This is a genomic window from Sedimenticola hydrogenitrophicus, from assembly GCF_029017505.1.
Lineage (GTDB): Bacteria > Pseudomonadota > Gammaproteobacteria > Chromatiales > Chromatiaceae > Sedimenticola > Sedimenticola hydrogenitrophicus_A.
Genome location: NZ_JAQGEI010000032.1, coordinates 20,487 through 45,914, shown reverse-complemented (window position 1 = coordinate 45,914; position 25,428 = coordinate 20,487). Strand labels below are relative to the sequence as shown.

Annotated in this window: 24 protein-coding genes; 7 read left to right on the top strand and 17 right to left on the bottom strand. The window is 64.0% G+C overall.

Annotation, left to right across the window (positions count from 1 at the left end; genetic code table 11):
• Positions 1-38: 38 nt before the first annotated feature.
• Positions 39-785 carry a Nif3-like dinuclear metal center hexameric protein gene (locus O9K64_RS17865; RefSeq protein ID WP_275099467.1) on the bottom strand — a complete coding sequence of 249 codons (747 nt, stop codon included), beginning with the start codon at positions 783-785 and terminating at the stop codon, positions 39-41.
• A gap of 243 nt (positions 786-1,028) precedes the next feature.
• Between O9K64_RS17865 and O9K64_RS17860 the strand changes: the two genes are divergently transcribed.
• The gene (locus tag O9K64_RS17860) at positions 1,029-2,180 is read left to right on the top strand and encodes a Do family serine endopeptidase (protein WP_275099489.1); all 1,152 of its coding nucleotides are present in this window, start codon (positions 1,029-1,031) and stop codon (positions 2,178-2,180) included.
• A gap of 516 nt (positions 2,181-2,696) precedes the next feature.
• On the opposite strand, the gene hisD is transcribed toward O9K64_RS17860, so the two are convergent.
• The 10 genes from hisD to O9K64_RS17810 form a co-directional block, all read right to left on the bottom strand.
• Positions 2,697-3,995 (bottom strand): histidinol dehydrogenase, encoded by a 1,299-nt coding sequence (hisD, locus tag O9K64_RS17855; protein ID WP_275099466.1) that lies wholly within the window; start codon positions 3,993-3,995, stop codon positions 2,697-2,699.
• Positions 3,996-4,046: 51 nt separating this feature from the next.
• Positions 4,047-4,691 (bottom strand): ATP phosphoribosyltransferase, encoded by a 645-nt coding sequence (gene hisG, locus O9K64_RS17850; protein ID WP_275099465.1) that lies wholly within the window; start codon positions 4,689-4,691, stop codon positions 4,047-4,049.
• A 30-nt stretch (positions 4,692-4,721) separates the two neighbouring features.
• Entirely contained in the window at positions 4,722-5,981 is a 1,260-nt protein-coding gene (murA, locus tag O9K64_RS17845) for a UDP-N-acetylglucosamine 1-carboxyvinyltransferase (RefSeq protein ID WP_275099464.1), read from the bottom strand.
• A gap of 328 nt (positions 5,982-6,309) precedes the next feature.
• Positions 6,310-6,618: an STAS domain-containing protein gene (locus O9K64_RS17840; RefSeq protein ID WP_275099463.1), complete on the bottom strand. Its 309-nt coding sequence runs from the start codon at positions 6,616-6,618 to the stop codon at positions 6,310-6,312.
• Positions 6,619-7,215, bottom strand: a complete 597-nt coding sequence (locus O9K64_RS17835) for an MlaC/ttg2D family ABC transporter substrate-binding protein (protein ID WP_275099462.1) — start codon at positions 7,213-7,215, stop codon at positions 6,619-6,621.
• Positions 7,208-7,696 carry an outer membrane lipid asymmetry maintenance protein MlaD gene (gene mlaD / locus O9K64_RS17830; RefSeq protein WP_275099461.1) on the bottom strand — a complete coding sequence of 163 codons (489 nt, stop codon included), beginning with the start codon at positions 7,694-7,696 and terminating at the stop codon, positions 7,208-7,210. The genes O9K64_RS17835 and mlaD overlap by 8 nt, the downstream gene beginning before the upstream one ends.
• 3 nt (positions 7,697-7,699) lie before the next feature.
• Complete coding sequence (mlaE, locus tag O9K64_RS17825; protein ID WP_275099460.1) at positions 7,700-8,479, bottom strand: lipid asymmetry maintenance ABC transporter permease subunit MlaE; 780 nt, start codon at positions 8,477-8,479, stop codon at positions 7,700-7,702.
• Entirely contained in the window at positions 8,473-9,294 is an 822-nt protein-coding gene (locus O9K64_RS17820; protein ID WP_275099459.1) for an ABC transporter ATP-binding protein, read from the bottom strand. Before O9K64_RS17820 ends, mlaE begins: the two co-directional genes overlap by 7 nt.
• Before the next feature lie 292 nt (positions 9,295-9,586).
• Positions 9,587-10,216, bottom strand: coding sequence for a hypothetical protein (locus O9K64_RS17815; RefSeq protein WP_275099458.1), 630 nt, complete (start codon positions 10,214-10,216; stop codon positions 9,587-9,589).
• A gap of 11 nt (positions 10,217-10,227) precedes the next feature.
• A complete protein-coding gene (locus tag O9K64_RS17810; protein WP_275099457.1) occupies positions 10,228-11,766 on the bottom strand; it encodes an AmpG family muropeptide MFS transporter in 1,539 nt (512 codons plus the stop codon).
• Positions 11,767-12,162: 396 nt separating this feature from the next.
• Here O9K64_RS17810 and pyrE point away from each other — a divergent pair, with 396 nt between their 5' ends.
• Together pyrE and O9K64_RS17800 are read left to right on the top strand one after the other, a co-directional pair.
• Positions 12,163-12,804: an orotate phosphoribosyltransferase gene (gene pyrE, locus O9K64_RS17805; RefSeq protein ID WP_275099456.1), complete on the top strand. Its 642-nt coding sequence runs from the start codon at positions 12,163-12,165 to the stop codon at positions 12,802-12,804.
• A gap of 87 nt (positions 12,805-12,891) precedes the next feature.
• Positions 12,892-13,890 (top strand): DUF4124 domain-containing protein, encoded by a 999-nt coding sequence (locus tag O9K64_RS17800; protein WP_275099455.1) that lies wholly within the window; start codon positions 12,892-12,894, stop codon positions 13,888-13,890.
• 385 nt (positions 13,891-14,275) lie between these two features.
• Here O9K64_RS17800 and slmA read toward each other — a convergent pair whose 3' ends face one another.
• The 5 genes from slmA to coaBC all read right to left on the bottom strand — a co-directional run bounded on the left by slmA (position 14,276) and on the right by coaBC (position 20,209).
• Positions 14,276-14,866 (bottom strand): nucleoid occlusion factor SlmA, encoded by a 591-nt coding sequence (slmA, locus tag O9K64_RS17795; RefSeq protein WP_275099454.1) that lies wholly within the window; start codon positions 14,864-14,866, stop codon positions 14,276-14,278.
• A 10-nt stretch (positions 14,867-14,876) separates the two neighbouring features.
• Positions 14,877-15,773 (bottom strand): acetylglutamate kinase, encoded by an 897-nt coding sequence (gene argB / locus O9K64_RS17790; RefSeq protein ID WP_275099453.1) that lies wholly within the window; start codon positions 15,771-15,773, stop codon positions 14,877-14,879.
• Positions 15,774-15,897: 124 nt separating this feature from the next.
• A complete protein-coding gene (locus O9K64_RS17785) occupies positions 15,898-18,411 on the bottom strand; it encodes a phosphomannomutase/phosphoglucomutase (protein ID WP_275099452.1) in 2,514 nt (837 codons plus the stop codon).
• A gap of 72 nt (positions 18,412-18,483) precedes the next feature.
• Positions 18,484-18,942, bottom strand: a complete 459-nt coding sequence (gene dut, locus O9K64_RS17780) for a dUTP diphosphatase (protein ID WP_260294075.1) — start codon at positions 18,940-18,942, stop codon at positions 18,484-18,486.
• Between the two features lie 52 nt (positions 18,943-18,994).
• Positions 18,995-20,209, bottom strand: coding sequence for a bifunctional phosphopantothenoylcysteine decarboxylase/phosphopantothenate--cysteine ligase CoaBC (coaBC, locus tag O9K64_RS17775; RefSeq protein ID WP_275099451.1), 1,215 nt, complete (start codon positions 20,207-20,209; stop codon positions 18,995-18,997).
• 118 nt (positions 20,210-20,327) lie between these two features.
• On the opposite strand from coaBC, the gene radC reads away from it, so the two are divergent.
• The 3 genes from radC to rpmG all read left to right on the top strand — a co-directional run bounded on the left by radC (position 20,328) and on the right by rpmG (position 21,619).
• A complete protein-coding gene (radC, locus tag O9K64_RS17770) occupies positions 20,328-21,002 on the top strand; it encodes a RadC family protein (protein ID WP_275099450.1) in 675 nt (224 codons plus the stop codon).
• Positions 21,003-21,215: 213 nt separating this feature from the next.
• Positions 21,216-21,452: a 50S ribosomal protein L28 gene (rpmB, locus tag O9K64_RS17765; RefSeq protein ID WP_260294133.1), complete on the top strand. Its 237-nt coding sequence runs from the start codon at positions 21,216-21,218 to the stop codon at positions 21,450-21,452.
• A gap of 11 nt (positions 21,453-21,463) precedes the next feature.
• Positions 21,464-21,619: a 50S ribosomal protein L33 gene (gene rpmG / locus O9K64_RS17760; protein WP_029133651.1), complete on the top strand. Its 156-nt coding sequence runs from the start codon at positions 21,464-21,466 to the stop codon at positions 21,617-21,619.
• Positions 21,620-21,852: 233 nt separating this feature from the next.
• Here rpmG and O9K64_RS17755 read toward each other — a convergent pair whose 3' ends face one another.
• On the bottom strand, positions 21,853-22,383 hold the full coding sequence (locus tag O9K64_RS17755) for a zinc ribbon-containing protein (RefSeq protein ID WP_275099449.1): 531 nt from the start codon (positions 22,381-22,383) through the stop codon (positions 21,853-21,855).
• A gap of 438 nt (positions 22,384-22,821) precedes the next feature.
• Between O9K64_RS17755 and leuS the strand changes: the two genes are divergently transcribed.
• Positions 22,822-25,422 carry a leucine--tRNA ligase gene (gene leuS / locus O9K64_RS17750; protein ID WP_275099448.1) on the top strand — a complete coding sequence of 867 codons (2,601 nt, stop codon included), beginning with the start codon at positions 22,822-22,824 and terminating at the stop codon, positions 25,420-25,422.
• Positions 25,423-25,428 lie beyond the last annotated feature (6 nt).

Genomic DNA, 25,428 nt, shown 5'->3' with positions numbered 1-25,428 from the left:
GGGCCATTCGTGTAGTCGGGCAATCGCCCGCCTGCCGCTCAGACCGGATTGTCGATATCGATAAACTGATGATCCAGGTCGAACTTTTCCGCCAGGTGGCGGCCCAGGGCCTGTACCCCGAAGCGTTCGGTGGCGTGATGGCCAGCGGAGAAATAGTGAATGCCCAACTCCCGGGCCAGGTGGGTGGTGGATTCCGACACCTCGCCGCTGATGAAGGCATCGAGCCCGGCCGCGGCCGCCTCCACGATGGCCCCCTGTGCCGCCCCCGTGCACCAACCGATACGCCGGATCGGCCGGTCACCCGCCGCGATCAGCAGCGGCGCCCGCCCCAGCAGTCCGGCCATCCGGCCGGCCAGGGCGGCTGGCGGCTCCTCAGCCAGCTCACCCTGCCAGACCAGCCCCTGATCCAGGGCCCGCGCCTGCCGGATCCCCAGCACATCGCCCAGGCTGCGGTTGTTGCCCAGCTGCGGATGGGCATCCAGCGGCAGATGGTAGGCCAGCAGGCTGATGCCGGCGGTCATCAGGGCACGCACCCGCCGACCTTTAACACCGGTCAGCGGAGCGGGTTCGCCGCGCCAGAAATAGCCGTGGTGAACCAGCAGCAGATCGGCCCCGGCCTGCCCGGCCGCCTCAATCAGAGCCTGACTGGCGGTGACCCCGGTCACCAGGCGGCGGACCTCCCGTCGGCCCGCATCCAGCTGCAACCCGTTGGGACAGTAGTCCTCAAAGCCATCGGCCGCCAACAGGTCATTGCAGTACCGTTCCAGTTCAAAAATATCGATCATCGCTCCGCCTCGCCCTGAGGACCTGTCAATAAATAACTACTACATCTTGCTGGTCTTTTCGCCCGCCTTCGGCGTTACGGCAAGACTTACATAGAACGACTATGCGCGCCTTGCCGTGCCTTGAAGGCAAACGAAAATCCGGCGCAATACGTAGCAGTTATTTCTTTCCAGGCCCTTACCCTCGGTAATGGGACATAATAAGCTATCCCATATTTGACCGCTGCAGTGTAACCTGACCGCATGATGAAAAGAGCCTTCACCTATATCGCCACCTCCGCCCTCGCCGGCATGGCGGCCGCCTATATTGCCGTGACCCTGTTCACCGCGCCGGCGCCCACGGAACTGCTCACGCCGGACCCGTTGCCGGTCCTGCCCGCCGGGCAGAATCAGGGACCGGTCTCCTATGCCAGCGCGGTGCAGCTGGCGGCGCCGGCGGTGGTCAATATCTTTACCGCCAAAGTCACGGTACAGCGCGGTAACCCGCTGTTCGACGACCCGTTTTTCCAGCGCTTTTTCGGCGACCGGTTTCGGTCCCAGCCGCGCAAACAACTCCAGACCAGTCTCGGTTCCGGGGTCATCATCAGCCGCAACGGCTATATCCTCACCAATAACCACGTGATCGAGGATGCCGACCAGATCCGTGTCGTACTCTCCAACGGCCGCACCCTGGATGCCCAGGTGGCGGGGGGTGATCCGGACACCGACTTGGCGGTGCTGAAGACCGACGCGGACGACCTCCCCACCATCACGGTGGGTGATTCCCAGGGGCTGCAGGTGGGCGATGTGGTCCTGGCCATCGGCAACCCGTTCGGCGTCGGCCAGACGGTTACCATGGGCATCGTCAGCGCCACCGGACGCAATCAGCTCGGCATCAACACCTTCGAGAACTTCATCCAGACCGATGCCGCCATCAACCCGGGCAACTCCGGCGGCGCACTGATCAATGCCCACGGTCAGTTGGTGGGGATCAACACCGCCATCTTCTCCAAGAGCGGCGGCTCCCAGGGGATCGGTTTCGCCATCCCGGTCACGCTGGCCAAGGGGGTGATGGAGCAGATCCTGAAACAGGGCCGCGTGGTACGCGGCTGGCTCGGCATTGCCGGCCAGGACATCACCCAGGAACTGGCCGAGTCATTCGGCCTGAAGGCGGGCCGCGGGGTGCTGGTCTCGGGGGTACTGGAGGGCGGCCCGGCCGACCAGGCGGGGCTAACACCGGGGGATGTGATCTCCACCATCAACGAGCAGCCGCTGACCAGTGCCCACGACATTCTCAACCTGATCGCGGCCGTGCCGCCCGGGGAGAAGGTGCGGGTCAAGGGGTGGCGCAACGGCGAGCCGATCGATATCCAGGTCGAGGTAAGCGAGCGGCCGCGCCTCGATCCGCAGCAGCAGTAGTCCGGGCCACAAACCATAGGGCGCCCCTTGGGCGCCGTTTGGCGGGCACGGCCCGCCCTATGCCAGACAAGCTAACCGCCTTCCGCGTGGGCAAAAGAGGCACGCCCATCCCACCGAACCCGGTAACTCGTAGGGGCAGGCCCCCGTGCCTGCCCGGACAGGATATGGGTCGCGTCGCGTGGGCAATCACAGGGGGTTACCCCTACGCTACCGGCTGGGTATGCATTCCCACGCAGAGAGACTGTGAAAGAATTGCCAAATGACGCGAAAAGGGGGGTACCCAAACCCTTCCCGAGATGGCGATCGCCTCTCTACGGACTTCTCAGGCGGTCAATTTTTTTGCCGCGTTGATCAGCCTGAATACTTTCACAGTCTCAGAGCATGGGAACGAGGGGGGGTCGGAGTACGTAGGGTGGATAAGCCCGAAGGGCGCATCCACCATTGCCGCCGGGTATGCATTCCCACGCGAAACGTGGGAACGAGGAACACGGGCAACCACGGGGGGTTGCCCCTACGCTATTTGAGTCGGTACTCGGCGGAGCGGGCGTGGGCCGTCAGCCCCTCGCCCCGGGCCAGAATGGAGGCGGTCCGACCCAGGGTATCGGCCCCGGCATCCGAAACCATGATCAGGCTGGAGCGCTTCTGGAAGTCGTAGACCCCCAGGGGTGAGGAGAAGCGCGCGGTGCGCGAGGTGGGCAGGACATGGTTCGGCCCGGCGCAGTAGTCCCCCAGCGGCTCAGAGGTGTAGCGCCCCATGAAGATCGCGCCAGCGTGCTGGATCTGTTCCACCAGGGTCAACGGGTCCTCCACCGACAGCTCCAAGTGCTCCGGGGCGATGTGATTCGCCACCCGGCACGCCTCGTCCATGTCGCGGCAGACGATCAGCGCGCCGCGTTCCTTCAGGGCGGCGGCGATGATCGGCTCGCGCTCCATGGTGGGCAACAGCCGGTCGATGCTCTGCTTCACCCGGGCGACGAAATCGGCGTCCGGCGAGATCAGGATCGACTGGGCATCCTCGTCGTGTTCCGCCTGGGAAAACAGGTCCATCGCCACCCAGTCGGGATCGGTGAGGCCGTCACACACCACCAGGATCTCCGACGGGCCGGCCACCATGTCGATACCGACCTGGCCGAACACCGCCCGCTTGGCGGTGGCCACGTAGATATTGCCCGGCCCCACCACCTTGTCCACCGGCGGCACCAGTCCGGTACCGTAGGCCAGCGCCGCCACCGCCTGGGCGCCGCCCACGGCGAACACCCGGTCGACACCACACAGGTGGGCCGCCGCCAGTACCAGTTCATTGAGTTCGCCGCCCGGCGTCGGCACCACCATGATCAGCTCGCGCACGCCGGCGACCTTGGCCGGCAGGGCGTTCATCAGCACCGACGAGGGGTAGGCCGCCTTGCCTCCCGGCACGTAGAGCCCGACCCGCTCCAGCGGCGTCACCTTCTGGCCCAGCAGGGTGCCGTCGGCCTCCCGGTAGCTCCAGGACTCCCCCTTCTGCTTTTCATGGTAGACCCGGACCCGCTCCACGGCGTGGCGCAGCGCCGCCTGCTGCGCCTCGGGAATGGTGTTCCAGGCCTGTTCCAGGCGCGCCAGCGGCACCTCCAGATCGGCGGCCGTGGCGGCCTCCCAGCCGTCAAAGCGGTTAGTGTACTCCAACAGCGCCTGGTCCCCGCGTTTGCGGATGTCGTCGATGATTCCGTTGACGGTGCTGTTGACCGCACCGTCCGACACCGACTCCCAGGCCAACAACTGGTCCAGCTGCTGTTGAAAGTCGCTGTCGGTGGTGGAGAGCTGGCGTATTTCAGACATGATCTTTTCCAATGGCAGAGTAAAACGAGGGTGGTACCAGGCGTGGCCGACTCACGCCGCCCTGGCGGTCGCCTCCCGCAGGGCATCGAGCAGTTGCATGACGGTGGCGTGCTTCATCTTCCAGGCGGCCTTGTTGACCACCAGGCGGGAGCTGATGTCGGCGATGTGCTGCAGCGGCACCAGGCCGTTGGCCTTCAGGGTGTTGCCGCTCTCCACCAGGTCCACGATCAGGTCCGACAGGCCGACCAGCGGCGCCAGCTCCATGGAGCCGTACAGCTTGATGATCTCCACCTGCTGGCCGCGGGCGGCGAAGTAGCGCCGCGCCGACTCCACGTACTTGGTGGCGATGCGCAGGCGATTGCCCTCCAGGCTGGCGGCGGGCACCCCCGCCACCATCAGGCGGCAGCGGGCAATCCCCAGGTCCAGTGGCTCGTACAGCCCCTCGCCGCCGTGTTCCAGCAGCACGTCCTTGCCGGCGACCCCCAGGTCGGCGGCCCCCCACTGTACGTAGGTAGGGACGTCGGTGGCGCGGATGATCACCAGCTTCACCTGCGGGTGATTGGTACCCAGGATCAGCTTGCGGCTGGTCTCCGGGTCGTCGCTCGGCACGATTCCGGCATGGGCCAGCAGCGGCAGGGTCTGTTCGAAGATCCGCCCCTTGGAGAGGGCGATGGTAATCGGTGTATCAAAGTTCATCTGCTCATCCCGCTCTGTCGCCGGCAAGGCCTATTTGGGCACGCGGCGGATCTGGGCGCCCAGTCCCGCCAGCTTCTCCTCGATATTCTCGTAACCCCGATCGATGTGGTAGATGCGGTCGACAATGGTCTCGCCATCCGCCACCAGGCCGGCCAGCACCAGGCTGGCGGAGGCACGCAGATCGGTGGCCATCACCGGCGCCCCGGTAAGCCGGCTGACACCGGCAATGATGGCGGTGTTCCCTTCCAACCTGATTTTGGCCCCCATGCGTTGCATCTCCTGCACGTGCATGAAACGGTTTTCGAACACCGTTTCGGTAATGGTGCCGACCCCCTCGGCCACCGCGTTCAGCGCCGTGAACTGGGCCTGCATGTCGGTGGGGAAGGCCGGATAGGGGGCGGTGTGGATATCCACGGCGCGGGGCCGCTTGCCATGCATATCCAGGGAGATCCAGTCGGCGCCCAGTTCGATCTCGGCACCCGCCTCGCGCAGCTTATGGGTGATCGCCTCCACCAGCGCCGGCTGGGTGTCGCGAACACGAATCCTGCCCCCGGTGATGGCGGCCGCCACCAGATAGGTGCCGGTCTCGATGCGGTCCGGTAACACGTCGTAGTGGGTGCCGACCAGCCGGTCGACACCTTCGATGATGATGGTATCGGTACCGGCGCCGCTGATCCTGGCGCCCATCTTGTTGAGACAGAGGGCCAGATCCACCACCTCGGGCTCGCGGGCGGCGTTTTCGATCACCGTCTCCCCCTCCGCCAGGGTCGCCGCCATCATCAGGTTCTCGGTGCCGGTGACGGTCACCACGTCCATGATCAGGCGGGCACCCTTCAGCTTCTTGGCCGAGGCGCGGATATAGCCGTTCTCCACCTCGATCTTGGCGCCCATGGCGCGCAACCCCTCGATGTGCAGGTTGACCGGCCGGGAACCGATGGCGCAGCCACCGGGCAGGGAGACGTCGGCCCGTCCGAAGCGGGCCAACAGGGGGCCGAGCACCAGGATCGAGGCGCGCATGGTTTTCACCAGCTCGTAAGGGGCATGAAAGTCGCGGATACTGCTGGTATCGGTCTCGATACAGAGCCGCTCATCCACCACCAGCTTCACCCCCATGTAGCCGAGCAGCTCCATGGTGGTAGTGATGTCGTGCAGATGGGGCACATTGCCGATGTTTACCGGCCCGTCGGCCAGCAGGGTGGCCGCAAGGATCGGCAGGGCGGCATTCTTGGCGCCGGCAATACGTACATCGCCAGATAACGGCGCGCCGCCGGTGATAATCAGTTTATCCATCTAAGAACCATTTTTTCGGGCACCAGAAGCACCACCAAGGAAGAAGAAAACCCAAAGGAACCGGCAATTCTATGAGAAAAGGCGGCAAACCGGAAGGCGTGAAGCTCAAACTATCGACCCAGTCCAAATTGTCCCACGCAATGCGCCGCTGGCGGGCAATCGAAACGGTATCCCGCCCTACCCGCCAGCGGCCGCAGGTTCCCAACACTGCTCAGCAACGTAGGGTGGATAAGCCACAGCGCATCCACCAATACCGCGGTGGATGCGCCTACCGGCTTATCCACCCTACAAAACTAATCTACCGTGGAAAAACCCGACAGACTGGCACTCAGGCCTCCAGCGGCAATAACGCCTCGACATTACTCAGCCGGGCGATACCCAGCAGCGCCTCGGAAAGCGAGCGGATCCGCAGCGTCACGCCATGCTCCCGGGCACGCTCCATCACCTCCAGCAGCAGCGCCAGCGCGGAGCTGTCCACATCGTCCACCCGGGAGAGGTCGAGCACCAGGTGCTCCGCCTTGGTGTCGCCGAGCAGACGCTCGATCTGCGCCAGCAGTGGCGTAACCTGGGCGAACACCAGGTCACCTGACAACTGCATGACCCCCTGGTCATCAATGACAGCCTGAGGAGAGGACATTCAGCTGCCCGGCTGATTGCGCTTTTCGAGCCGCTCGATCAGCCCCGACAGCTTGTGGCGCTTGATCTGCGAGGAGAAGGTGGAGCGGTAATTGGAGACCAGGCTGACCCCGTCGATGGAGAGATCGTACACCTGCCACTCCTCACCATTGAGATAGAGCCGGTAGTTGATCGGGATAGCGGGCGCGCCGGTCGCCTGCACCTTGGTATTCACCGTCACCTCCTTGCCGTCCGCCGCCTTGTGCGAGGGCAGGTAGACGATCTCCTGGCCGGAGTAGTTCAACAGCGCCGTGGCGTAGGTGCGCACCAGCAACTCCCGGAACACCTTCACGAAGGCCTCTTTCTCGCCCTCGCTGGCGCGCGGCCAGTGCTTGCCCAGCACCAGCTGCGACATGCGCTCGAAATCGAACCGGGGCAGCACGATATGCTCCACCAGGGCGTAGATCTTGCCCGGTGACGCCTGCAGCTCCTGCTTGCGCTCCTTCAGCTCGGTGAGCATCTGATCGGACGTCTGGCGCACGATCTCTTCGGCATCCGCCGACGCCACCGCCGGTGCCGCCAGCAGCAGCGCCAGCACCAGCCAGATCCCGCTAATCATTCGCTTTTTCAAGAGTTCCACCCTCCTCTGCCTTGCTGAACAGGAATTGGCCGATAATCTCCTCCAGCACCAGGGCCGACTGGGTCAGGGAGATCTCGGAGCCCGCCTGCAGATATTTTTCGCTACCGCCCGGATCCAGGCCGATGTACTGCTCGCCCAGCAGCCCGGCGGTGAAGATCTTGGCAAAACTGTCCTCGGGAATGACATTGTACTGACCCTCGATGCGCATCTTGACCAGCGCCTCGTAGGTGGCGCGGTCAAAGCCGATCTCGCTGACCCGGCCGATGCGCACTCCGGCCATGGTGACCGGCGAACGCACCTTCAGACTGCCGATGTTGTCGAACCGGGCCGTCACCTCGTAGCCTTCGCCGTTGTTGGACGCGCTCAGGTTGCTCACCTGCATTGCCAGGAAGAAAAAAGCGACCAGACCCGCCGCCATGAAGGCACCGACAAGAATCTCAATCGTCCTGTTTTGTATCATCAATCAATCCCCGAACATCAGTGCCGTTAATATGAAGTCCAGTCCCAGGACCGCCAGCGACGAGTGGACCACCGTGCGGGTGGTCGCCCGGCTCACCCCTTCCGAGGTGGGCAGCGCGTCAAAGCCCTGAAACAGGGCGATCCAGGAACAGACCAGACCGAAAACCACGCTCTTGATCACGCCGTTGAACACGTCCTCGTACAGATCGATCTTGGCCTGCATTTGCGCCCAGAAGGCGCCGTCATCCACCCCCAGCAGGCCGACGCCGACAAAGTAGCCGCCCAGCACGCCCAGCGCACTGAACAGCGCCGCCAGCAACGGCATGGAGATGAAGCCGGCAAAGAAACGCGGCGTCAGCACGCGCCGGATCGGATCCACCGCCATCATCTCCAGTCCCGAGAGCTGCTCGGTGGCCTTCATCAGGCCGATCTCGGCGGTCAGCGCCGACCCGGCGCGGCCGGCAAACAGCAGCGCCGCCACCACCGGCCCCAACTCCCGCACCAGCGAGGCCGCCACCATCACTCCGAGGGTCTGCTCGGCGCCGAACTGGGAAAGAATATAGTAGCCCTGCAACCCCAGCACCATGCCGACAAACAGCCCGGACACGCTGATGATCAATATAGACAACACGCCGACGGAATAGATCTGTTTTATGAGCAGACCCGGGCGCGGCAACAGGTCCGGCAGTCCACGCAGGATCCCCAGCAGCAGCAGATGACCACGCCCGAGCCGCTCCAGCATGCCGATGCCGACCCGCCCCAACTGTGCCAGTGCGTTCAGCATGTGCCCCCCAGCAGATCGTCGGCCAGTTCAGCGGCCGGGTAGTGGAACGGCACCGGGCCATCGGCCAGCCCCTGCATGAACTGCCGGGTCCAAGCCAACTCGGAATTGATCATCGCCTCGGGTCCGCCCGATTCGATCACCTTGCCGTTGGAGATGACATAGATGAGGTCGGCAATGGCCGCCGTCTCCTGCACGTCATGGGAGACGATGATGCTGCTCAACCGGCTGGCGTCGTTGAGGGCGCGGATCAGCTCCACCAGCACCCCCATGGAGATCGGATCCTGCCCGGTGAAGGGTTCGTCGTACATGATCATCATCGGGTCCAGCACCATGGCGCGGGCCAGCGCGACCCGGCGGGCCATGCCGCCGGAGAGCTCGCTCGGCATCAGCTCCCGCGCCCCGCGCAGGCCGACCGCCTCCAGCTTCAGCAACACCAGTTTGCGGATCATCGAGGGCGAGAGATCGGTGTGCTCGCGTAACGGGTAGGCGACATTCTCGAACACATCGATATCGGTGAGCAGCGCGCCGCTCTGGAACAACATCCCCATGCGCATGCGCAGGCGATAGAGATCCCGGTTGCCCAGGCGATGGATATCCTGCCCATCCACCAGGATGGTCCCGGCCGAGGGCCGCAGCTGGCCGCCGATCAGCTTCAGCAGGGTGGTCTTGCCGGTACCGCTCGGCCCCATGATGGCGGTGATCTTGCCGCGCGGGATATCGATATCCACGCCGTCGAAGATGACCCGGCTGCCACGGGAGAAGCGCAACCCCCGAATACTGACCAGGGGCACCTGACTGTCTACCGATTCCACCATATCCGATCCACGCTCCAACCGTTCGTTCCGTGATGCTTTCTGCCCCGGCTGCGGACACCGGCCCCACATGTGGACAAAGGGCGCATTCTCACCTTTTGGGTTCGACAGCGTCAAGCCCGATCAACAATCCTTAGGGCCCGCGCAAGAATAATTCCGTAGTATCGAGGGCGTTCCTGGGCCACGCTGGCAAGGCACGCTTTGCAGGCAATGGCCGCTCCCTTGCCAAAAAGCGTAACGCCGCCAGCGGGGTCCAGGGGCGACCGAATACAGGAACTTATTCTTGCGCGGGCCCTTAACGTCGCATCCCCGCCAGCAGCTGCCAGAGCAGCCCTGCCTCCTGCATCGTCTGGGTACGCGGCGGCGTCCCGGTAAAGAACAGCAGCAGGCGCTTGGTCTCCGCACGCCCGGCGGAGAGCGACTCCAGCACCGAACGCAGCCACTTGAGATCCGCCGCCGCCTCGCTGGGAATAAGGGCGCACAGGGTCGTTCCGTCAGCCGCCACCCGTACCGTCAACGGCAGGTCCGGCCGCCGCGCCGCCGACGCCAGAAAACGTCCATCCCCCAGCCAGCCGCGCAGCCGCGCGCAGTCGGACGGCGACGCCGCCGACCAGGAGACGCCACCGGCCAGCCGATCCCCCAGGGCCGACTGGCAGCGCTGCAGCTGCTGCAGGGACCGCCCGTCCTCCAGCGCCATGCCGGTGACATCCAGGACGAAGCGGAAGCCTCCCGCCACATCCTCGCGCCAGCCGCGAAACCGCTCGTCATCACCCGTCCGCCAGACTTCAAACGGCACCAGCAGCAGCGAAAACTCATTGGCGTAGTAGCTCAGCCGCCACTCGGGAGGCAGGTCATCGGGATAGAACGACTCGTTCCAGGCGGCGTGCTCCCACCCCTCCGCGCCGATTATCAATTCAGGATGCATAACCGATCTCCTCATTCGGCGTCGCTAAAACGGCTGGCCAGATAGATCAACAGCAGTACCGGCAGACCCAGCACCGCAGTGAACAGGAAGAAGCGTTCGTAACCGAAGGCATCCACCAGGGTACCCGAGTAGCCACCGAGCAGTTTCGGCGCCAGGGTCATCAGGGAGCTGAACATCGCGTACTGGAAGGCGGTGAAGGCGACATGGGTCAACCCGGACAGGTAGGCCACGAAAGCGGCGCCGGCCAGCCCGGCACTCAGATTGTCGGCGGTGATGACCAGCATCAGCAGCGACACATCCGCGCCCCCGCGGGCCAGCAGCAGAAACAGCAGGTTGGTGGCGGCGGAGAGCAATGCGCCGAGAAACAGGATGCGCATCACGCCGTAGCGCAGGGTCAGCACTCCGCCCAGGAAGCCGCCCAGTAGGGTCATCACCAGGCCGAAGGTCTTGCTAATGTCGGCTATCTGGTCTTTGCTGAAGCCCATATCCTGAAAAAACACATTGGCGATGACCCCGAGCACGATATCCGACACCCGGTAGAGGCCGACCAGCAACAACACCAGCAGCGCGGCCCGGCGGTAGCGGCGGAAAAAGTCGGCCAGCGGCTCCAGGTAGGCCTCGCGCAGCACCTCGCCGCGCACCAGCCCCAGGGCCACCCCCAGCCGGGCGGCCAGCCAGGCCAGCAGCAGCGCCAGCAGCAGGCGCGCCCCCTCCAGCACGAAACCGGCCAGCAGCGCATCCCCCGGCAGGGCGGCCAGCCAGTCGGCCTTGGTCGCGCCGACCAGATCCCTGCTGAGGAAGAAGCTGGCGGCAAAGACCGCCACCGCCAGCAGGAACAGCAGCAGAAAGCGGACATAGTCGGAGGCGCCATGGAACACACCGGGGCGCGCCGGATCGACCTTCGGTTCCGCCACCAGCAGGGTGGTGAGCACCCCGACGCACATGACCGCCGCCATGCAGAGGTAGGTCCACTGCCAGGCGCTGTAGTAATAGCCCCCCTCGGCGCCAAACCAGGCCGCCAGCTTGAGCGAGCCGGCACCGGCCACCAGCATACCCACCCGGTAACCGGCGATGTACATGGAGGCCATCAGCGCCTGCAGCTCCTGTTCCGCCGATTCGATGCGATAGGCGTCGATGACGATATCCTGGGTGGCCCCGGAGAAGCCGAGCAGCACGGCGGCGAACGCCATCAGGTACAGACTCTCCGCCGGATCGGTGAACGCCATCCAGAGAATGGCGCCAATGACCGAGAGCTGTGACAACAACAGCCAGCCACGCCGCCGTCCCAGCCAGGCGGTCAGCAACGGCAGCGGTAGCCGATCCACCAGCGGCGCCCAGACGAACTTGAACGAGTAAGCCAGCGCGGCCCAGCTGAAATAGGTGACGGTGGAGCGGTCGACCGCCGCCTCGCGCAACCACAGCGACAGGGTGGAGAAGATCAGCAGCAACGGGAGACCGGCGGAAAAGCCGAAAAACAGCATGACCAGCACCCGCGGGTGCCGACATGCCCGCAATGTAGCCGCCCAGTCCCTGCTCTCCCCTGTCGCCATAGCTTGGAACACCCCGCCCCTGGAATAGATATCAGGGCGCGATTGTACCCGATAACGCTGCCCTTTCCCCCAGTACTCTGCCAGGGTGATATTGACTAGTTCAGCGCCCCTGTGGTATTTCGCCGCAAGGCGCGTCGTGCAGGCAATGGCCCGGTCCTTGTCAAACGACGCAACGCGGCGGCGGGACACCACAGGGGCGCCCTTCGGGTTGGCCTGTCCGCGCCCCTGGCCGTGTTGCGGCTCTTGCAAAGGACCGGGCCATTCGCCGCGAGCCGCGCCTTGCCAGGAACGCGGACAGGCCAACTGAATACGTCAATATCACCCTGGCAGAGTACCTACCCTTGCATCGCGGCCGCCGGGAACGGACAATCTGGCATCCCGTATCTGGAGTCAGACATGCAAAGTTATCAAAAAGATTTCCTCGATTTCGCCCTCGACGTGGGAGTGTTGCGTTTCGGCCGCTTCACCCTCAAGTCAGGCCGCGTCAGCCCCTACTTCTTCAACGCCGGCCTGTTCAACAGCGGCTCCAGCCTGGCCCGGCTGGGCAAGTTCTACGCCCAGGCGATCGTCGACTCCGGCATCCGCTTCGACGTGCTCTACGGCCCGGCCTACAAGGGCATCCCCCTGGCGGCCGTGACCGCCGCCGCGCTCTATGACCAGCACGGGATCGACATCCCCTACGCCTTCAACCGGAAGGAGGCCAAGGACCACGGCGAGGGCGGCAGCATCGTCGGCCACCCCCTGGAGGGGCGCATCCTGATTATCGATGACGTGATCACCGCCGGCACCGCCATCCGCGAGTCGATGGAGGTCATCAGCGCCCAGGGCGCCACCCCGGCCGGCGTGGTGATCGCACTCGACCGCCAGGAGCGGGGAACCGGGGAACGCTCGGCCATCCAGGAGGTCGAAGCTGACTACCGGATGCCGGTGGCCGCCATCGTCCGGCTGGAGCACCTGGTGGAGTACCTGGCGGAGAAAGCGGATGCCGGTGAGTCTCTGCAGCAGATCCGCGCTTATCGCGAGCAGTACGGGGTGTGACGGGGGTGGCTTTACATCACCCGCTTTCTGCCCGATAGTGAGCAATACCGAAAACACCGCAGACCGAGCACCTGATCCCCGAGCCCTATGAGTAGAGCATACAGACTGTCCTTCGGAATACTCGCCGCCTGCCTCCTCGCCACCCAGGTCACGGCGGGCAAGATCTATCGCTGGGTGGACGAGGAGGGCAACGTCCACCTCTCCGACCGGGTACCCACCGAGCACGCGCGTAGCGCCCGCTCCGAGCTGAGCGAGAGCGGCCGCGAACTGGAACGCACCCAGGCGGCCAAGACCGCGGAGGAGATCGCCCGGGAGCGGGAGCTGGAAAAGCTGCGCGCGGAACAGCAGCGGCTGATCGAGCTGCAGCAGGCCAAGGATCAGGTGCTGTTGCGGACCTTCCGTACGGAAGATGACCTGCTCATGGCGCGCAACGGCAAACTGACGGCCATCGACTCCAATATCCAGGTGATCCGCGGCAACATCCGGCGCATGAAAGACCACTTGGCGGAGATGCAGGAGAGCGCGGCCTCGATGGAACGGCAGGGGCAACGGCTCTCGGAGAATCTGATCCAGGATATCGAAAACACCCGCACTCAGCTGCGCGACAGCTACACCGCAATCATCCAGAAGGAGCAGGAGAAAGAGGCCATACGCAACAAGGCGGCCAAGGATCTGGCCCGCTTCCGCAGCCTGAGGAATCTGCAAGAAGAGAATACCGACCCGCGATTCGACCAGGAGAGGACCGTCTCGCTACTGGATACGGTGGTGGTGTGCCGGGATGCGCGGGACTGCGACCTGGCCTGGATCAAGGTGGAGGAGTACGTGCGCCAACATACCACCACCCGCCTGCAGATGCTCAGCGACAGCATCATCATGTCCGCCGCGCCGCTGAAGGACGAGGATATCAGCCTCACCGCATCGCGCATCCGCTACAAGGACCGGCCGGGTGCGGAGCTGTTCATGGACCTGCAGTGCAAATCCTCGCCGCGCGGCGACGAGTACTGCAGATCCGAACCGGTGGAGAAGATCCGTACCGGCTTTCGTGACTACCTGGCTGGTTCCAACCGCGCTCAATCCGCGAACTGAAGCGGTTATCCAGGTGGATGCGCTGTCGCTTCCCGACCCTGCAAAACCAGTTCAGCATGTAGGATGCAAAAGGGTAGGGTTAGCGCGTAGGGTGGGCACGCTTTTTGTGCCCACGCGGATGCTGCACACGGGATGACAGCGTGGGCACAGAAAACGCGCCCACTCTACCAACTTTGAAGCGGATGCATGATGGGTTACGCGGAGACCAGGGATTGGCGGGGGCAACCCCCCGTGGTTGCCCGGGGAATAGGCAGGCGCAGGAGCCTGCCCCTGCGACGATAAGCCGGACAACCGGGAGCGGCCTTGAAAATGGTGGATGCGCCTACCGGCTTATCCACCCTACGGAACTGCTCGCCGCCAACCTCGCCCTACGAAACTGGCGGATTCAACCTGCCGGCTGAAACAGCGCGCGCTCCAGGATCGCCCACTGGGCTTCCCAGCCGGCCGCCGGCGAGACCTTGAAGCGGGTGCGCAGGAACTGGTGCATGCGCCCCTCGATCAGCGACAACATCAGCGCCGCGCCGCTCTCGGCGTCCACGCAGACATGCCCGTCGCGCATCCGCGACTCGCGCAGCACCTGGCGCAACTGGGTCTCCAGGCGGGCAAAGAACTGCTCCACCCGCAGATGCAGCCGCCCGGTCTCACCGATCAGCGCATCCCCCAGCAGTACCCGGGTGATGCCCGGATTGCGCTCGGAAAAGACCAACAGCAGGTAGAGCAGCCGGGCACAGCGGGCACGCGTCTCCTTCTCGCCCTCGAGGATCTGGTTGATACGTGCGAACACCGACTCCTCGGCAAAGCCGATCAGCCCCTCGAACATCTTCGCCTTGCTGGCGAAATGCCGATACAGGGCCGCCTCGGAGACACCGACCGAGCGCGCCAGCACCGCCGTGGTGATGCGCTCTCCCGGATTGCGCTCCAGTTCGCTCGCCAGGGATTCCAGGATCTGCTGCTTGCGGGATGGTTTCTGATTCATCCGGCCCGACTCAGCGACGCTTGATCAGGGTGCCGATGCCCTGATCGGTGAACAGTTCGAGCAGCACCGCGTGCTTCACCCGGCCGTCCACGATCACCGAGGAGTTGACCCCGGCATTGACCGCGTCCAGGGCACAGCGGATCTTCGGCAGCATGCCGCCGTAGATGGTGCCATCCGCGATCAGGTCGTCCACCCGGCCGGCGGTCAGTCCGGTCAGCAGGTTGCCCTGCTTGTCCAGCAGCCCCTGGGTATTGGTGAGCAGGATCAGCTTTTCCGCCTGCAGCACTTCCGCCATCTTGCCAGCCACCAGGTCGGCGTTGATGTTGTAGGAGTGGCCATCGTCACCCACGCCGATGGGCGCGATCACCGGGATAAAATTCCCGCTCACCAGCATGTCCACCACCGCCTTGTTGATGCTGGCCACCTCGCCCACATGCCCGACATCGATAATCTCCGGGGCTTGCAGTTCCGGTGAGGTCCGCTTGAGCACCAGCTTGCGCGCATGAATCAGCCCGCCGTCCTTGCCGGTGAGGCCGACGGCCGAGCCGCCGTGCTGATTCAGCAGGTTGACGATCTCCTTGTTGACCTGACCGCCCAGCACCATCTCCACCACGTCCATGGTCTCGCTGTCGGTGACCCGCATACCCTGGACGAACTCGCTCTCCTTGCCGAGCCGGCCCAGCAGCTTGCCGATCTGCGGACCGCCGCCGTGCACCACCACCGGGTTGATGCCCACCAGTTTCATCAGCACCACATCACGGGCAAAACCGTCCTTGAGATCGGGCTCTGTCATGGCGTTTCCGCCGTATTTGATCACCACGGTCTTGCCGCGAAAGCGCTGGATATAGGGCAGCGCCTCGGTCAGTACATGGGCCACGTTATGGGCCGATTCGGGGGTTAAACTCATGCTGCATTCCGTCTCACAATCAAATCACAAATAGGTCGATCAACCGCACCGACCATCAACAACCGGCGCATCAACCCAATGACCCGCGAACGTCGCGGTTCGCAAGCTCACCGGCATCCTGCCGCTAAAAAGGGAGTTTCAATCCGGGTTCGACGCGCAACAGCCAGTGCTGGAACTGCTGCTGAATCCGTAGCAGCGCCGCCTCGCTATCCGCCTCGAAACGAAACACCAGCGACGGCGTGGTATTGGAGGGCCGGACCAATCCCCAGCCATCCTCGAACTCGACCCGCAAGCCATCGATATACACCACCTTGGCATCCGCGAAATCGGCCTGGCCGGACAGTTTCTCCATCAGCGCAAAATTCTCCCCTTCCCGCGCAAACGCCAGGCTCAGCTCCGGAGTCGAGACGCTCTCGGGCAGGCTGTCGAACACCTCGGTCGCCGACATCGGCTCGACGGAGAGCAGTTCCAGCAATCTGGCGCAGGAGTATAACCCATCGTCAAATCCGTACCAGCGATCCTGGATAAAGATATGCCCGCTCATCTCCCCCGCCAGCAGGGCGCCGGTCTCGCGCATCTTCGCCTTGATCAGCGAATGCCCCGTCTTCCACATGATGGGCCTGCCGCCGCAGGAGAGGATCTCATCCGCCAGGTGGCGGCTCGACTTCACATCATAAATCACGTCGGCCCCGGGCTGGCGGCTCAGCACATCCCGCGCCAGCAGCATCAGCAGGCGATCCGGCCAGATGATCTTGCCGTTGCCGTCAACCACCCCCAGGCGGTCGCCGTCACCATCGAAGGCCACGCCCAGATCGGCCTTGTGCTCGCGCACGGCGCGGATCAGATCGACCAGATTCTCCGGTTTGCCGGGATCCGGGTGGTGATTGGGGAAGTCGCCATCCACATTACAGTAGAGCGCCGCCACATCACAGCCGAGCGCCTGGAACAGGGCCGGCGCCACCACACCGGCAACCCCGTTGCCGCAATCCACCACCAGCCTGAGCGGACGACTCAACTGCACATCGCCCAGTATCCGCTCCATATAGTCGGGCAGCAGGTCCTGGGTATGCAGTGAACCTTGTCCCTCCAGATAATCCTGCTGCTGGATGCGCCGCTCCAGCCCGGTGATCGCCTCACCGGACAGCGCCGCGCCGTTGATGACGATCTTCAGACCGTTATAGTCCGCGGGGTTGTGGCTGCCGGTAATCATCACCCCGGACTTGCTGCCGAGAAAGTGGGTGGCGAAATAGAGCACCGGTGTCGGCACCATGCCGATATCCAGCACATCCCGTCCACTGGCCATCAGTCCGTCACACAGCGCCCGGCTGAATGCAGGCCCGGAGTGCCGCCCGTCGCGGGCCACGATGACCGTCTGTTCCCCCTGTTCATAGGCCTCGCTGCCGATGGCGCGGCCCAACTCATAGACGATCTGGTCGGTCAGGGTATCCCCCACCACGCCGCGGATATCATAGGCACGGAAAATCTCCTGCGGCAGCGACTCCAGCCCGGCATAGGCGGAAACCGGCCCATCCGGCGCCGCGTCCAACAGATCCACTTCGGGCATGGGGGGTGCGTCCGGCGTCTCGGCCGACCCCGCTTCGGCCGGCAGCGGTTTTCTTGCCGCCTGATGCCAGATCTGCCGGATCAGGCCGAACACATGCCCGAACTCCTCCAGCCGGGGCGGACTGACCTGCCCCGCCGAGCCGCTCTTGAGGGTCTCTACCAGGGCAAACATCGATTCCAGGTCATGGCGCAGCGCCTGCCTGAAGTGGCGCGACTGGAGCCAGAGCACGATGGCGATCAGCACCGTGGCGACCAGCAGTATGCCCAACTGGAAGAGCTGGGTGTCCCCCCCGAACGCCACGGCCGGGGCGGCATAACCGACACGCCAGATGGTTCCAGGGATCTCCACTGTGCCCGCCATCTGCTCCGCCGGCGGACCCAGGGCGGCGATCACCACGGGGGTACCCTTGACCATCTGTTGCAGTTCAACCCGGCCACTCACACCGGTCAGGCCCGTGAGGGTCCGGGTCAACACCGCGGAGGGATAAGCCACGTGCAGCACACCAAGGACCTCCGCCCCATCCGCCGAAAAGACCGGAACGGCCATCGCCACGTGCTGTTGCGCCGTACCAAACAGATGCACCTCGGCCGGCGAGGGCTTGCCGCTGCGTTCCGCGCTGCGCAGTATGTCCAGCGAGGCGTAACTGAAGGGCGGATTGGCGACCGGATCCAGCGCTTCCCAACCTTTCGGCAGCAGGCGCACCCGCAGGGCACCCGGCAGCAGCGGCAACAGCCGGCGCTCCTGCCGGCGCAGACCGGGCAGATCCTCGCTCAGCAACGGCGCCCTGAGATCGGCATCGCCGGCCAGCGCGAGCAACAGGGTGCGCCGCCCCTCCACCCGTTCCGCGATCCGCCCGGTAATGCCGGCGCCGATCCGTTGCAGCTGGGCCAGGCCATGCTGCTGCTCCTGCTGCCCCTGCAGAAAGACAATGGCCAGCGCCGCGGCGCAAATTATCGCCAGCGACAGCAACAGGGTGACATAGAAATAACGACTGGCGCTGCCGACACCCGCCACCACGGTGGTCCTATCGCTCGCGTCATCCCCATCCGGATCAGCTTTTTTTCGTTTTAGCATACCCACATCCCTGAAGCTCCCCGGCGCAGGCCCACACGACCGCACCACCCGCTGGCAGCACCCCGCTTGATCTCAATGCCTCCCGGAGTGACCGAATCCGCCACTGCCCCGGTCCGACTCCCGGAACTCCTCGACGATCTCGAAGGCGGCCCTGACCACCGGAATAATCACCAGCTGGGCGATACGCTCGCCCACCTCGATCAGAAAACTTTCGTTGCCGCGGTTCCAGCAGGAGACAAAAAGCTGCCCCTGATAGTCGGAGTCGATCAGCCCCACCAGATTGCCCAGCACAATGCCGTGTTTATGACCCAGACCCGAACGCGGCAGGATCACCGCCGCCAGCCGGGGATCCTCGACATGGATGGCCATGCCCGTGGGGATCAGGTGGGTCTCGCCCGGCGCGATGCGCAGCGGCTGCTCCAGCATGGCGCGCAGATCCATACCGGCCGACCCCTCGGTGGCATAGGCCGGCAGCGGAAAGGCGTCACCCAGGCGATGATCGAGGATTTTTAGCTGAATGTCTGTTTTCATAGTCTCTATTACGAGTTGGCTTTGTCAGTTGACTGCAATTAGCCCGCTCCGGTCACGACGCCGGATGGCGGGCAGCCAGGTAGTGTTCGGTCACCACGGAGACCAGCTGTTCCGCCAGCCGCCGCTTGTCCATCATGGGCAACGCTTCCCGACCGCCCTCCCAGAGCAGGGTGAGGGCATTTTCATCCCGCTCGAACCCCCCCTCCCGGGCACCCACCAGATTGGCCGCGATCATGTCGATGCGCTTGGCGATCCGTTTCTTCTCGGCGTGATCCTCGGCGGCCTGGGTCTCGGCGGCAAAGCCGACCGTGAAGGGTGCATCGGTCCGGGCCGCCACGCCGGCCAGAATGTCGGGATTGCGCACCAGCCGGAGCTCCATCCGGTCATTGTGCTTCTTGATCTTCTGTGCGGCCACCGCATCGGGACGGTAGTCCGCCACGGCGGCGCAACCGACGAAGATGTCACAACCGGTCACCCGGGACATCACCGCCTGCTCCATTTCACAGGCGGTCTCCACGTCGATGCGCTCCACCCCGGGCGGCGTGTCGAGCGATACGGGACCGGCAACCAGCTCAACCGCGGCGCCGGCCCCGGCGAAGGCCGTCGCCAGGGCGAAGCCCATCTTACCCGAGCTGCGGTTGCCGATAAATCGGACCGGATCCAGCGGCTCGCGGGTCGGGCCGGCGGTCAACAGCACCCGCACTCCCGACAGGGGGCCCGGAGCAAAACGGCCCTGCAGCTGTCCCAGCAGCGCCTCCGGTTCCAGCATCCGCCCGGGGCCGATCTCGCCGCACGCCTGATCGCCCGAGGCCGGCCCCCACAACTCGACGCCCCGCTGTTCCAGCAGCGCGACATTGTGCCGGGTGGCGGGGTTGGCCCACATCTGCTGATTCATTGCCGGCGCCAGGATGATCGGCGCGGTGGTGGCCAGGCAGAGCGTGGCGAGCAGGTTATCGGCAAAGCCGTTGGCCAGCCTGGCCATGAAACCGGCGCTGGCCGGTGCCACCAGCACCAGATCGGCCCAGCGCGCCAGCTCGATATGCCCCATGGCCGCCTCGTGTGCCGGGTCGAACAGGTCCTGACGGACCGGCCGGCCGGAGACCGCCTGCAGGGTCATGGGAGTGACGAACTGACTGGCGGCCCCGGTCAGCACCACCTGCACCTCGGCGGCGGATTTGCGCAACAGGCGCACCAGCTCAATCGACTTGTAGGCCGCTATGCCACCGGTAATCCCCAGTAACAGTCGTTTTCCTGCCAGCTCATTCATAAGGGGTCATCTGTCTCAACCAGGTCGAAGCGCCAAGATTAACCGAATGGACGACCATCTGGAACCCGCATCGTATTGCTGATATGATTTTATCGCCTGACACGACAAGGAGGTGTGCATGGCGATAACCGACTGGCCGGCGGATGAACGACCCCGGGAGAAATTGCTGCAACGGGGGCCGGACGCCCTCTCCGACGCCGAGCTGCTGGCGATCTTCCTGCGCACCGGGGTGCGCGGCAAGAGCGCGGTGGATCTGGCGCGTGAACTGCTCGACCGGCACAAGGGACTGGGCAATCTGCTCACCGCCGACCGCGCCAGCTTCTGCGGCAACCACGGCCTGGGCAGTGCCAAATACGCCCAGCTACAGGCGGTACTGGAGATGGGTCGGCGTCACCTGCGGGAGCGGATCCAGCGCGTGGACGTGCTGACCAGCCCGCAACAGACCCGCGATTATCTGCGCGCCCGCCTCGCCGGCTATCCCTACGAGGTGTTTGCCTGCCTGTTTCTGGACAACCGGCACCGGGTGATCGAATACGAGGAGCTGTTCCGGGGCACCATCGACGGCGCCAGCGTGCATCCCCGCGAAGTGGTCCGCCGCTCCCTGAGCCACAATGCGGCGGCCCTGATCCTGGCGCATAACCACCCCTCCGGGGTAGCGGAGCCGAGTCAGGCCGACCGGGCGATCACCCGCCGGCTGAAGGCGGCGCTGGAGCTGGTGGATATCCGCCTGCTGGATCACTTCATCATCGGCAGCGGTGAAATCACCTCCCTGGCCGAGCAGGGTGAAATCTGACGATCGCATTACAACGCGTTGATTTTTATATGGATATTAGTGCCGAGGGAAAGATTGCCCCGGACGGCAGGCAAAAACGCCTGTAAAGAAAAACTTGTCAGCAAAAAATCTTTTTGCTATAAATCCGCCTCTTCACCCCATCGGGGGTGTAACAGATTTCACAGCACCCTGAAAATCGGGGTCGCAAAAACCAGGTTTTTCGAGGATTTAACCATGTCCAGAGTGTGTCAGGTTACGGGCAAGCGTCCTGTGACAGGGAACAATGTTTCCCACGCCCACAACAAGACCCGTCGTCGCTTCTTGCCCAATCTTCACCAGCACCGCTTCTGGGTGGAGAGCGAGAACCGCTGGGTTCGCCTGCGCGTCTCCGCAAGCGGCATGCGCATCATTGACAAGAAGGGTATCGACGCGGTTCTGACCGACCTGCGCGCCCGCGGCGAAAAGGTCTAAGGAGAACAGTCATGCGTGATAAAATCAGACTCGTATCCAGCGCCGGTACCGGCCACTTCTACACCACCACCAAGAACAAGCGCAACATGCCTGGCAAGATGGAGATCAAGAAGTTCGATCCGAAAATCCGCAAGCATGTGATGTACAAGGAAGCCAAGATTAAATAATCGGCCTCCGCCCGCATCAAAAAACCCGCCCCTGCCGGCGGGTTTTTTTATCCCCGGATGGAGCCGTGCCACGGCGACCATGCTCTCACCCGGGGTCGGTGTTCTCACCCGGGGTCGGTGTCAAACCGCTGGTAGCGGGGTAACTTTTGCAAAGAGCCTGGGGCGGTTTGACTCCGACCCCTCGATATAGTGTAGCGGCTTCATCCAGGCTACAGCCACCGGCCTGTACGCCCTCAGCTACTCTCCGTGCCGCGCCGATAGGTGGTGCCGCGACACTGGGAGCAGGGCGGGATATGCCCCGCCTTGTGGAAGTGCAGCTCCTTGCCACACTGGTCACACACCAGGGTGCCCGGCCCAGTGATCTCGCCGGTCCGATAGACGGCCTCCTCACGCGCCTGGTTGGCGAAGCGCTCCAGCTCCAGTCGGGTGCGGTCGGCAACCGAGGCAAACATCTCCATCAGGCGTCCCTCGATCAGTTTCACGTCGAAACGGAACCACTGCCGGAACTCATCCCCGGTCTCCACCAGGTAATGGGCTGCATCCTTCATGTCACGCTCGACATAGGCGGCGATCTTCTCCGCCTCCTCCCGGGTCAGCTCATTCAGCTCCACCGCCTTCTCGCGGGCGGCATCGAGACTCTTCTTCAGGGTGGGCAAGGTGCTCTTCTCCGCCTTGCCGATCACATCGTCCACATACTCCAGCATGCGCTCGTAGGCATCCACCATGCGCTCAACCGGATCTTTCTGGTCTTTATTATTGGTCATAACCGATCCCTAACCTCTGTTTGCCAAATTGGATCAAATACACACCCTTAATTCTACTTTATCGGATCGACTTCCTCACGGCTTTCGGGTGGGAGGAGGATTGGTACAGGGATGTACCGTTTACGGAGCCGAGGATGCCATGCCGCCACCGAGCCCCCAGGGATGGGTTTACGGCGTGTCTTGGAATCCTTTCATCCGGAAGCTATCCGCACAGCACTAGAACCTGACAAAGTAGAATTAATTACTTTGTACACCAAGTTCACCAGAACACAAGATGCCCGGGCGGTTTTCCCTCGCTATCGCTCATTTTCCGGATCAAGCCTGGAGAAAGCGCCACTTCCGGTCACCCGAATCGACAATATGCCTTCATGTCTACCCTGCCGTAGGGTATCCTTGCTCGTTTAATCCATGGCATCAACCGGCAACCCCACCCTGACAATGAAAGAGACTTACACCCCGGCATCCATCGAGGCGGAAGCCCAGCAATACTGGACCGAGAAGCGCAGCTTCCAGGTCACCGAAGACCCCTCGAAAGAGAAGTACTACTGCCTCTCCATGTTCCCCTACCCCAGCGGCAAGCTGCACATGGGGCACGTGCGCAACTACACCATCGGGGATGTGATCACCCGCTATCAGCGCATGCTGGGGAAGAACGTGCTGCAACCGATGGGCTGGGACGCCTTCGGCCTGCCCGCCGAGGGCGCCGCGATCAAGAACAGGATGGCCCCGGCCAAGTGGACCTACGCCAATATCGACTACATGAAGAACCAGCTGCAGCAGCTGGGCTTCGGCTACGACTGGAGCCGGGAACTGGCCACCTGCAAGCCGGAGTACTACAAGTGGGAGCAGTGGCTGTTCACCGAGCTGTACAAGAAGGGGCTGGTCTACCGCAAGAACTCGGTGGTCAACTGGGACCCGGTGGATCAGACGGTGCTGGCCAACGAGCAGGTGATCGACGGCCGCGGCTGGCGCTCCGGCGCCCTGGTGGAACGGCGCGAAATCCCACAGTGGTTCGTCAAGATCACCGCCTACGCGGATGAGCTGCTGGAGGAGCTGGAGCGCATGGAGGATTGGCCGGAGCAGGTGCGCACCATGCAGCGCAACTGGATCGGCAAGAGCTACGGCGTGCGCTTCGCCTTCCCCTACACCCTGGACGGCCAGGACGAACTGCTGTGGGTCTACACCACCCGTGTCGACACCATCATGGGCATCACCTTCTGCGCCGTGGCGGCGGAGCACCCGCTGGCCCGGCATGCCGCGCGCAACAATCCCGAGCTGGCCGCCTTCATCGAGGAGTGCCGCCAGGGCGGCGTGGCCGAGGCCGATCTCGCCACCATGGAGAAGAAGGGCGTGCCGACAGGTATCTCGGTGACCCACCCCCTCAGCGGCGAGCCGATCCCGGTGTGGGTCGGCAACTACGTGCTGTGGGGTTATGGCGAGGGCGCGGTGATGGCGGTACCGGCCCACGACGAGCGCGACTTCCACTTTGCCCAGACCTATGGACTGGAGATCCGTCAGGTGATCCAGGTTGAGGGTGAGACCTTCTCCAACGACGCCTGGCAGGAGTGGTACGCGGACAAGGCGCGGGGCGTCTGCGTCAATTCCGGCAAGTATGACGGGCTGGCCTACAGTGACGCGGTGGACGCCATCGCCGCCGACCTCGATGCCAAGGGGCTGGGCGAAAAACAGGTGCAGTACCGGCTGCGTGACTGGGGCGTGTCGCGCCAGCGCTACTGGGGCGCGCCGATCCCGATGGTGCACTGCGATCACTGCGGCATCGTGCCGGTACCCAAGGAGCAACTGCCGGTGGTATTGCCGGAGGATATCGAATTCGATGCCACCGGCGGCTCGCCGATCAAGAAGATGCCGGAGTGGTATCAGACCCGGTGCCCGAATTGCGGCGGCGCGGCCGAGCGCGAGACCGACACCTTCGACACCTTCATGGAGTCCTCCTGGTACTACGCCCGTTACACCTGTCCGGACGCCGATGACCGCATGCTGGATGAGCGGGCGCGCTACTGGTTGCCGGTGGATCACTATATCGGCGGTATCGAGCACGCCATCCTGCATCTGCTCTACGCCCGCTTCTACAACAAGCTGATGCGCGATGTCGGCCTGATCGACAACAGCGAACCCTTCACCAAGCTGCTGACCCAGGGCATGGTGGTGGCCGAGACCTACTACCGGGACGACAGCGACGGCGGCAAGAGCTGGTTCAATCCCGCGGAAGTGGTCACCGAGCAGGATGACAAGGGCCGGGTGATCAGCGCCAGCCTGGCCGCGGACGGCCAGCCGGTGGCGATCGGCGGCATCGAGAAGATGTCGAAATCGAAGAACAACGGCGTCGACCCGCAGTCCCTGGTCGACCGCTTCGGCGCCGACACCGTGCGCCTCTACACCATGTTCACCTCTCCGCCGGACCAGTCCCTGGAGTGGTCCGACGAGGGTGTCGAGGGCGCCAACCGCTTCCTGCGCCGCCTCTGGGCGCTGGCCTACAATCAGCAGGCGCGGCTCGCCGCGGCCGGCGACGACCTGGACCGGCTGGACGACAACCAGAAGACGGCGCGACGCGAGATCCATGCAGCCCTGAAACAGGCCTGCTTCGACTATGACCGGCAACAGTTCAACACCGTGGTCTCGGCCGCCATGAAGATCACCAACACGCTGTACAAGCTGGGCGACAGCCCGGCCGACAGCGCCCTGTTGCGCGAAGGCATCAGCATCGTGCTGCGCCTGCTCGGTCCGATCGCCCCCCACGTCACCCACCACCTGTGGCGCGAACTGGGCTTTGGCGAGGAGCTCCTCGACTCGCCCTGGCCGCGCGCCGACGAGGCGGCCCTGGTGCAGGAGAGCATCCAGTACGTGGTGCAGGTGAACGGCAAGGTGCGGGCCAAGATCGAGGTACCCGCCGACACCGACCGGGGCAGCATCGAACAGCAGGCCCTGGCGGACCCCAACGCCCGCAAGTTCATCGGTGATGCACAGATCCGCAAAGTCATCGTGGTGCCCAACAAACTGGTCAACATTGTCGCCAATTAAGCATGG

Excerpts from the sequence above, each read along its gene's own strand:
- O9K64_RS17865 (WP_275099467.1), bottom strand. The coding sequence starts at position 785 with ATGATCGATATTTTTGAACTGGAACGGTACTGCAATGACCTGTTGGCG.
- O9K64_RS17860 (WP_275099489.1), top strand. The coding sequence starts at position 1,029 with ATGAAAAGAGCCTTCACCTATATCGCCACCTCCGCCCTCGCCGGCATG.
- hisD (WP_275099466.1), bottom strand. The coding sequence starts at position 3,995 with ATGTCTGAAATACGCCAGCTCTCCACCACCGACAGCGACTTTCAACAG.
- hisG (WP_275099465.1), bottom strand. The coding sequence starts at position 4,691 with ATGAACTTTGATACACCGATTACCATCGCCCTCTCCAAGGGGCGGATC.
- murA (WP_275099464.1), bottom strand. The coding sequence starts at position 5,981 with ATGGATAAACTGATTATCACCGGCGGCGCGCCGTTATCTGGCGATGTA.
- O9K64_RS17840 (WP_275099463.1), bottom strand. The coding sequence starts at position 6,618 with ATGTCCTCTCCTCAGGCTGTCATTGATGACCAGGGGGTCATGCAGTTG.
- O9K64_RS17835 (WP_275099462.1), bottom strand. The coding sequence starts at position 7,215 with ATGATTAGCGGGATCTGGCTGGTGCTGGCGCTGCTGCTGGCGGCACCG.
- mlaD (WP_275099461.1), bottom strand. The coding sequence starts at position 7,696 with ATGATACAAAACAGGACGATTGAGATTCTTGTCGGTGCCTTCATGGCG.
- mlaE (WP_275099460.1), bottom strand. The coding sequence starts at position 8,479 with ATGCTGAACGCACTGGCACAGTTGGGGCGGGTCGGCATCGGCATGCTG.
- O9K64_RS17820 (WP_275099459.1), bottom strand. The coding sequence starts at position 9,294 with ATGGTGGAATCGGTAGACAGTCAGGTGCCCCTGGTCAGTATTCGGGGG.
- O9K64_RS17815 (WP_275099458.1), bottom strand. The coding sequence starts at position 10,216 with ATGCATCCTGAATTGATAATCGGCGCGGAGGGGTGGGAGCACGCCGCC.
- O9K64_RS17810 (WP_275099457.1), bottom strand. The coding sequence starts at position 11,766 with ATGGCGACAGGGGAGAGCAGGGACTGGGCGGCTACATTGCGGGCATGT.
- pyrE (WP_275099456.1), top strand. The coding sequence starts at position 12,163 with ATGCAAAGTTATCAAAAAGATTTCCTCGATTTCGCCCTCGACGTGGGA.
- O9K64_RS17800 (WP_275099455.1), top strand. The coding sequence starts at position 12,892 with ATGAGTAGAGCATACAGACTGTCCTTCGGAATACTCGCCGCCTGCCTC.
- slmA (WP_275099454.1), bottom strand. The coding sequence starts at position 14,866 with ATGAATCAGAAACCATCCCGCAAGCAGCAGATCCTGGAATCCCTGGCG.
- argB (WP_275099453.1), bottom strand. The coding sequence starts at position 15,773 with ATGAGTTTAACCCCCGAATCGGCCCATAACGTGGCCCATGTACTGACC.
- O9K64_RS17785 (WP_275099452.1), bottom strand. The coding sequence starts at position 18,411 with ATGCTAAAACGAAAAAAAGCTGATCCGGATGGGGATGACGCGAGCGAT.
- dut (WP_260294075.1), bottom strand. The coding sequence starts at position 18,942 with ATGAAAACAGACATTCAGCTAAAAATCCTCGATCATCGCCTGGGTGAC.
- coaBC (WP_275099451.1), bottom strand. The coding sequence starts at position 20,209 with ATGAATGAGCTGGCAGGAAAACGACTGTTACTGGGGATTACCGGTGGC.
- radC (WP_275099450.1), top strand. The coding sequence starts at position 20,328 with ATGGCGATAACCGACTGGCCGGCGGATGAACGACCCCGGGAGAAATTG.
- rpmB (WP_260294133.1), top strand. The coding sequence starts at position 21,216 with ATGTCCAGAGTGTGTCAGGTTACGGGCAAGCGTCCTGTGACAGGGAAC.
- rpmG (WP_029133651.1), top strand. The coding sequence starts at position 21,464 with ATGCGTGATAAAATCAGACTCGTATCCAGCGCCGGTACCGGCCACTTC.
- O9K64_RS17755 (WP_275099449.1), bottom strand. The coding sequence starts at position 22,383 with ATGACCAATAATAAAGACCAGAAAGATCCGGTTGAGCGCATGGTGGAT.
- leuS (WP_275099448.1), top strand. The coding sequence starts at position 22,822 with ATGAAAGAGACTTACACCCCGGCATCCATCGAGGCGGAAGCCCAGCAA.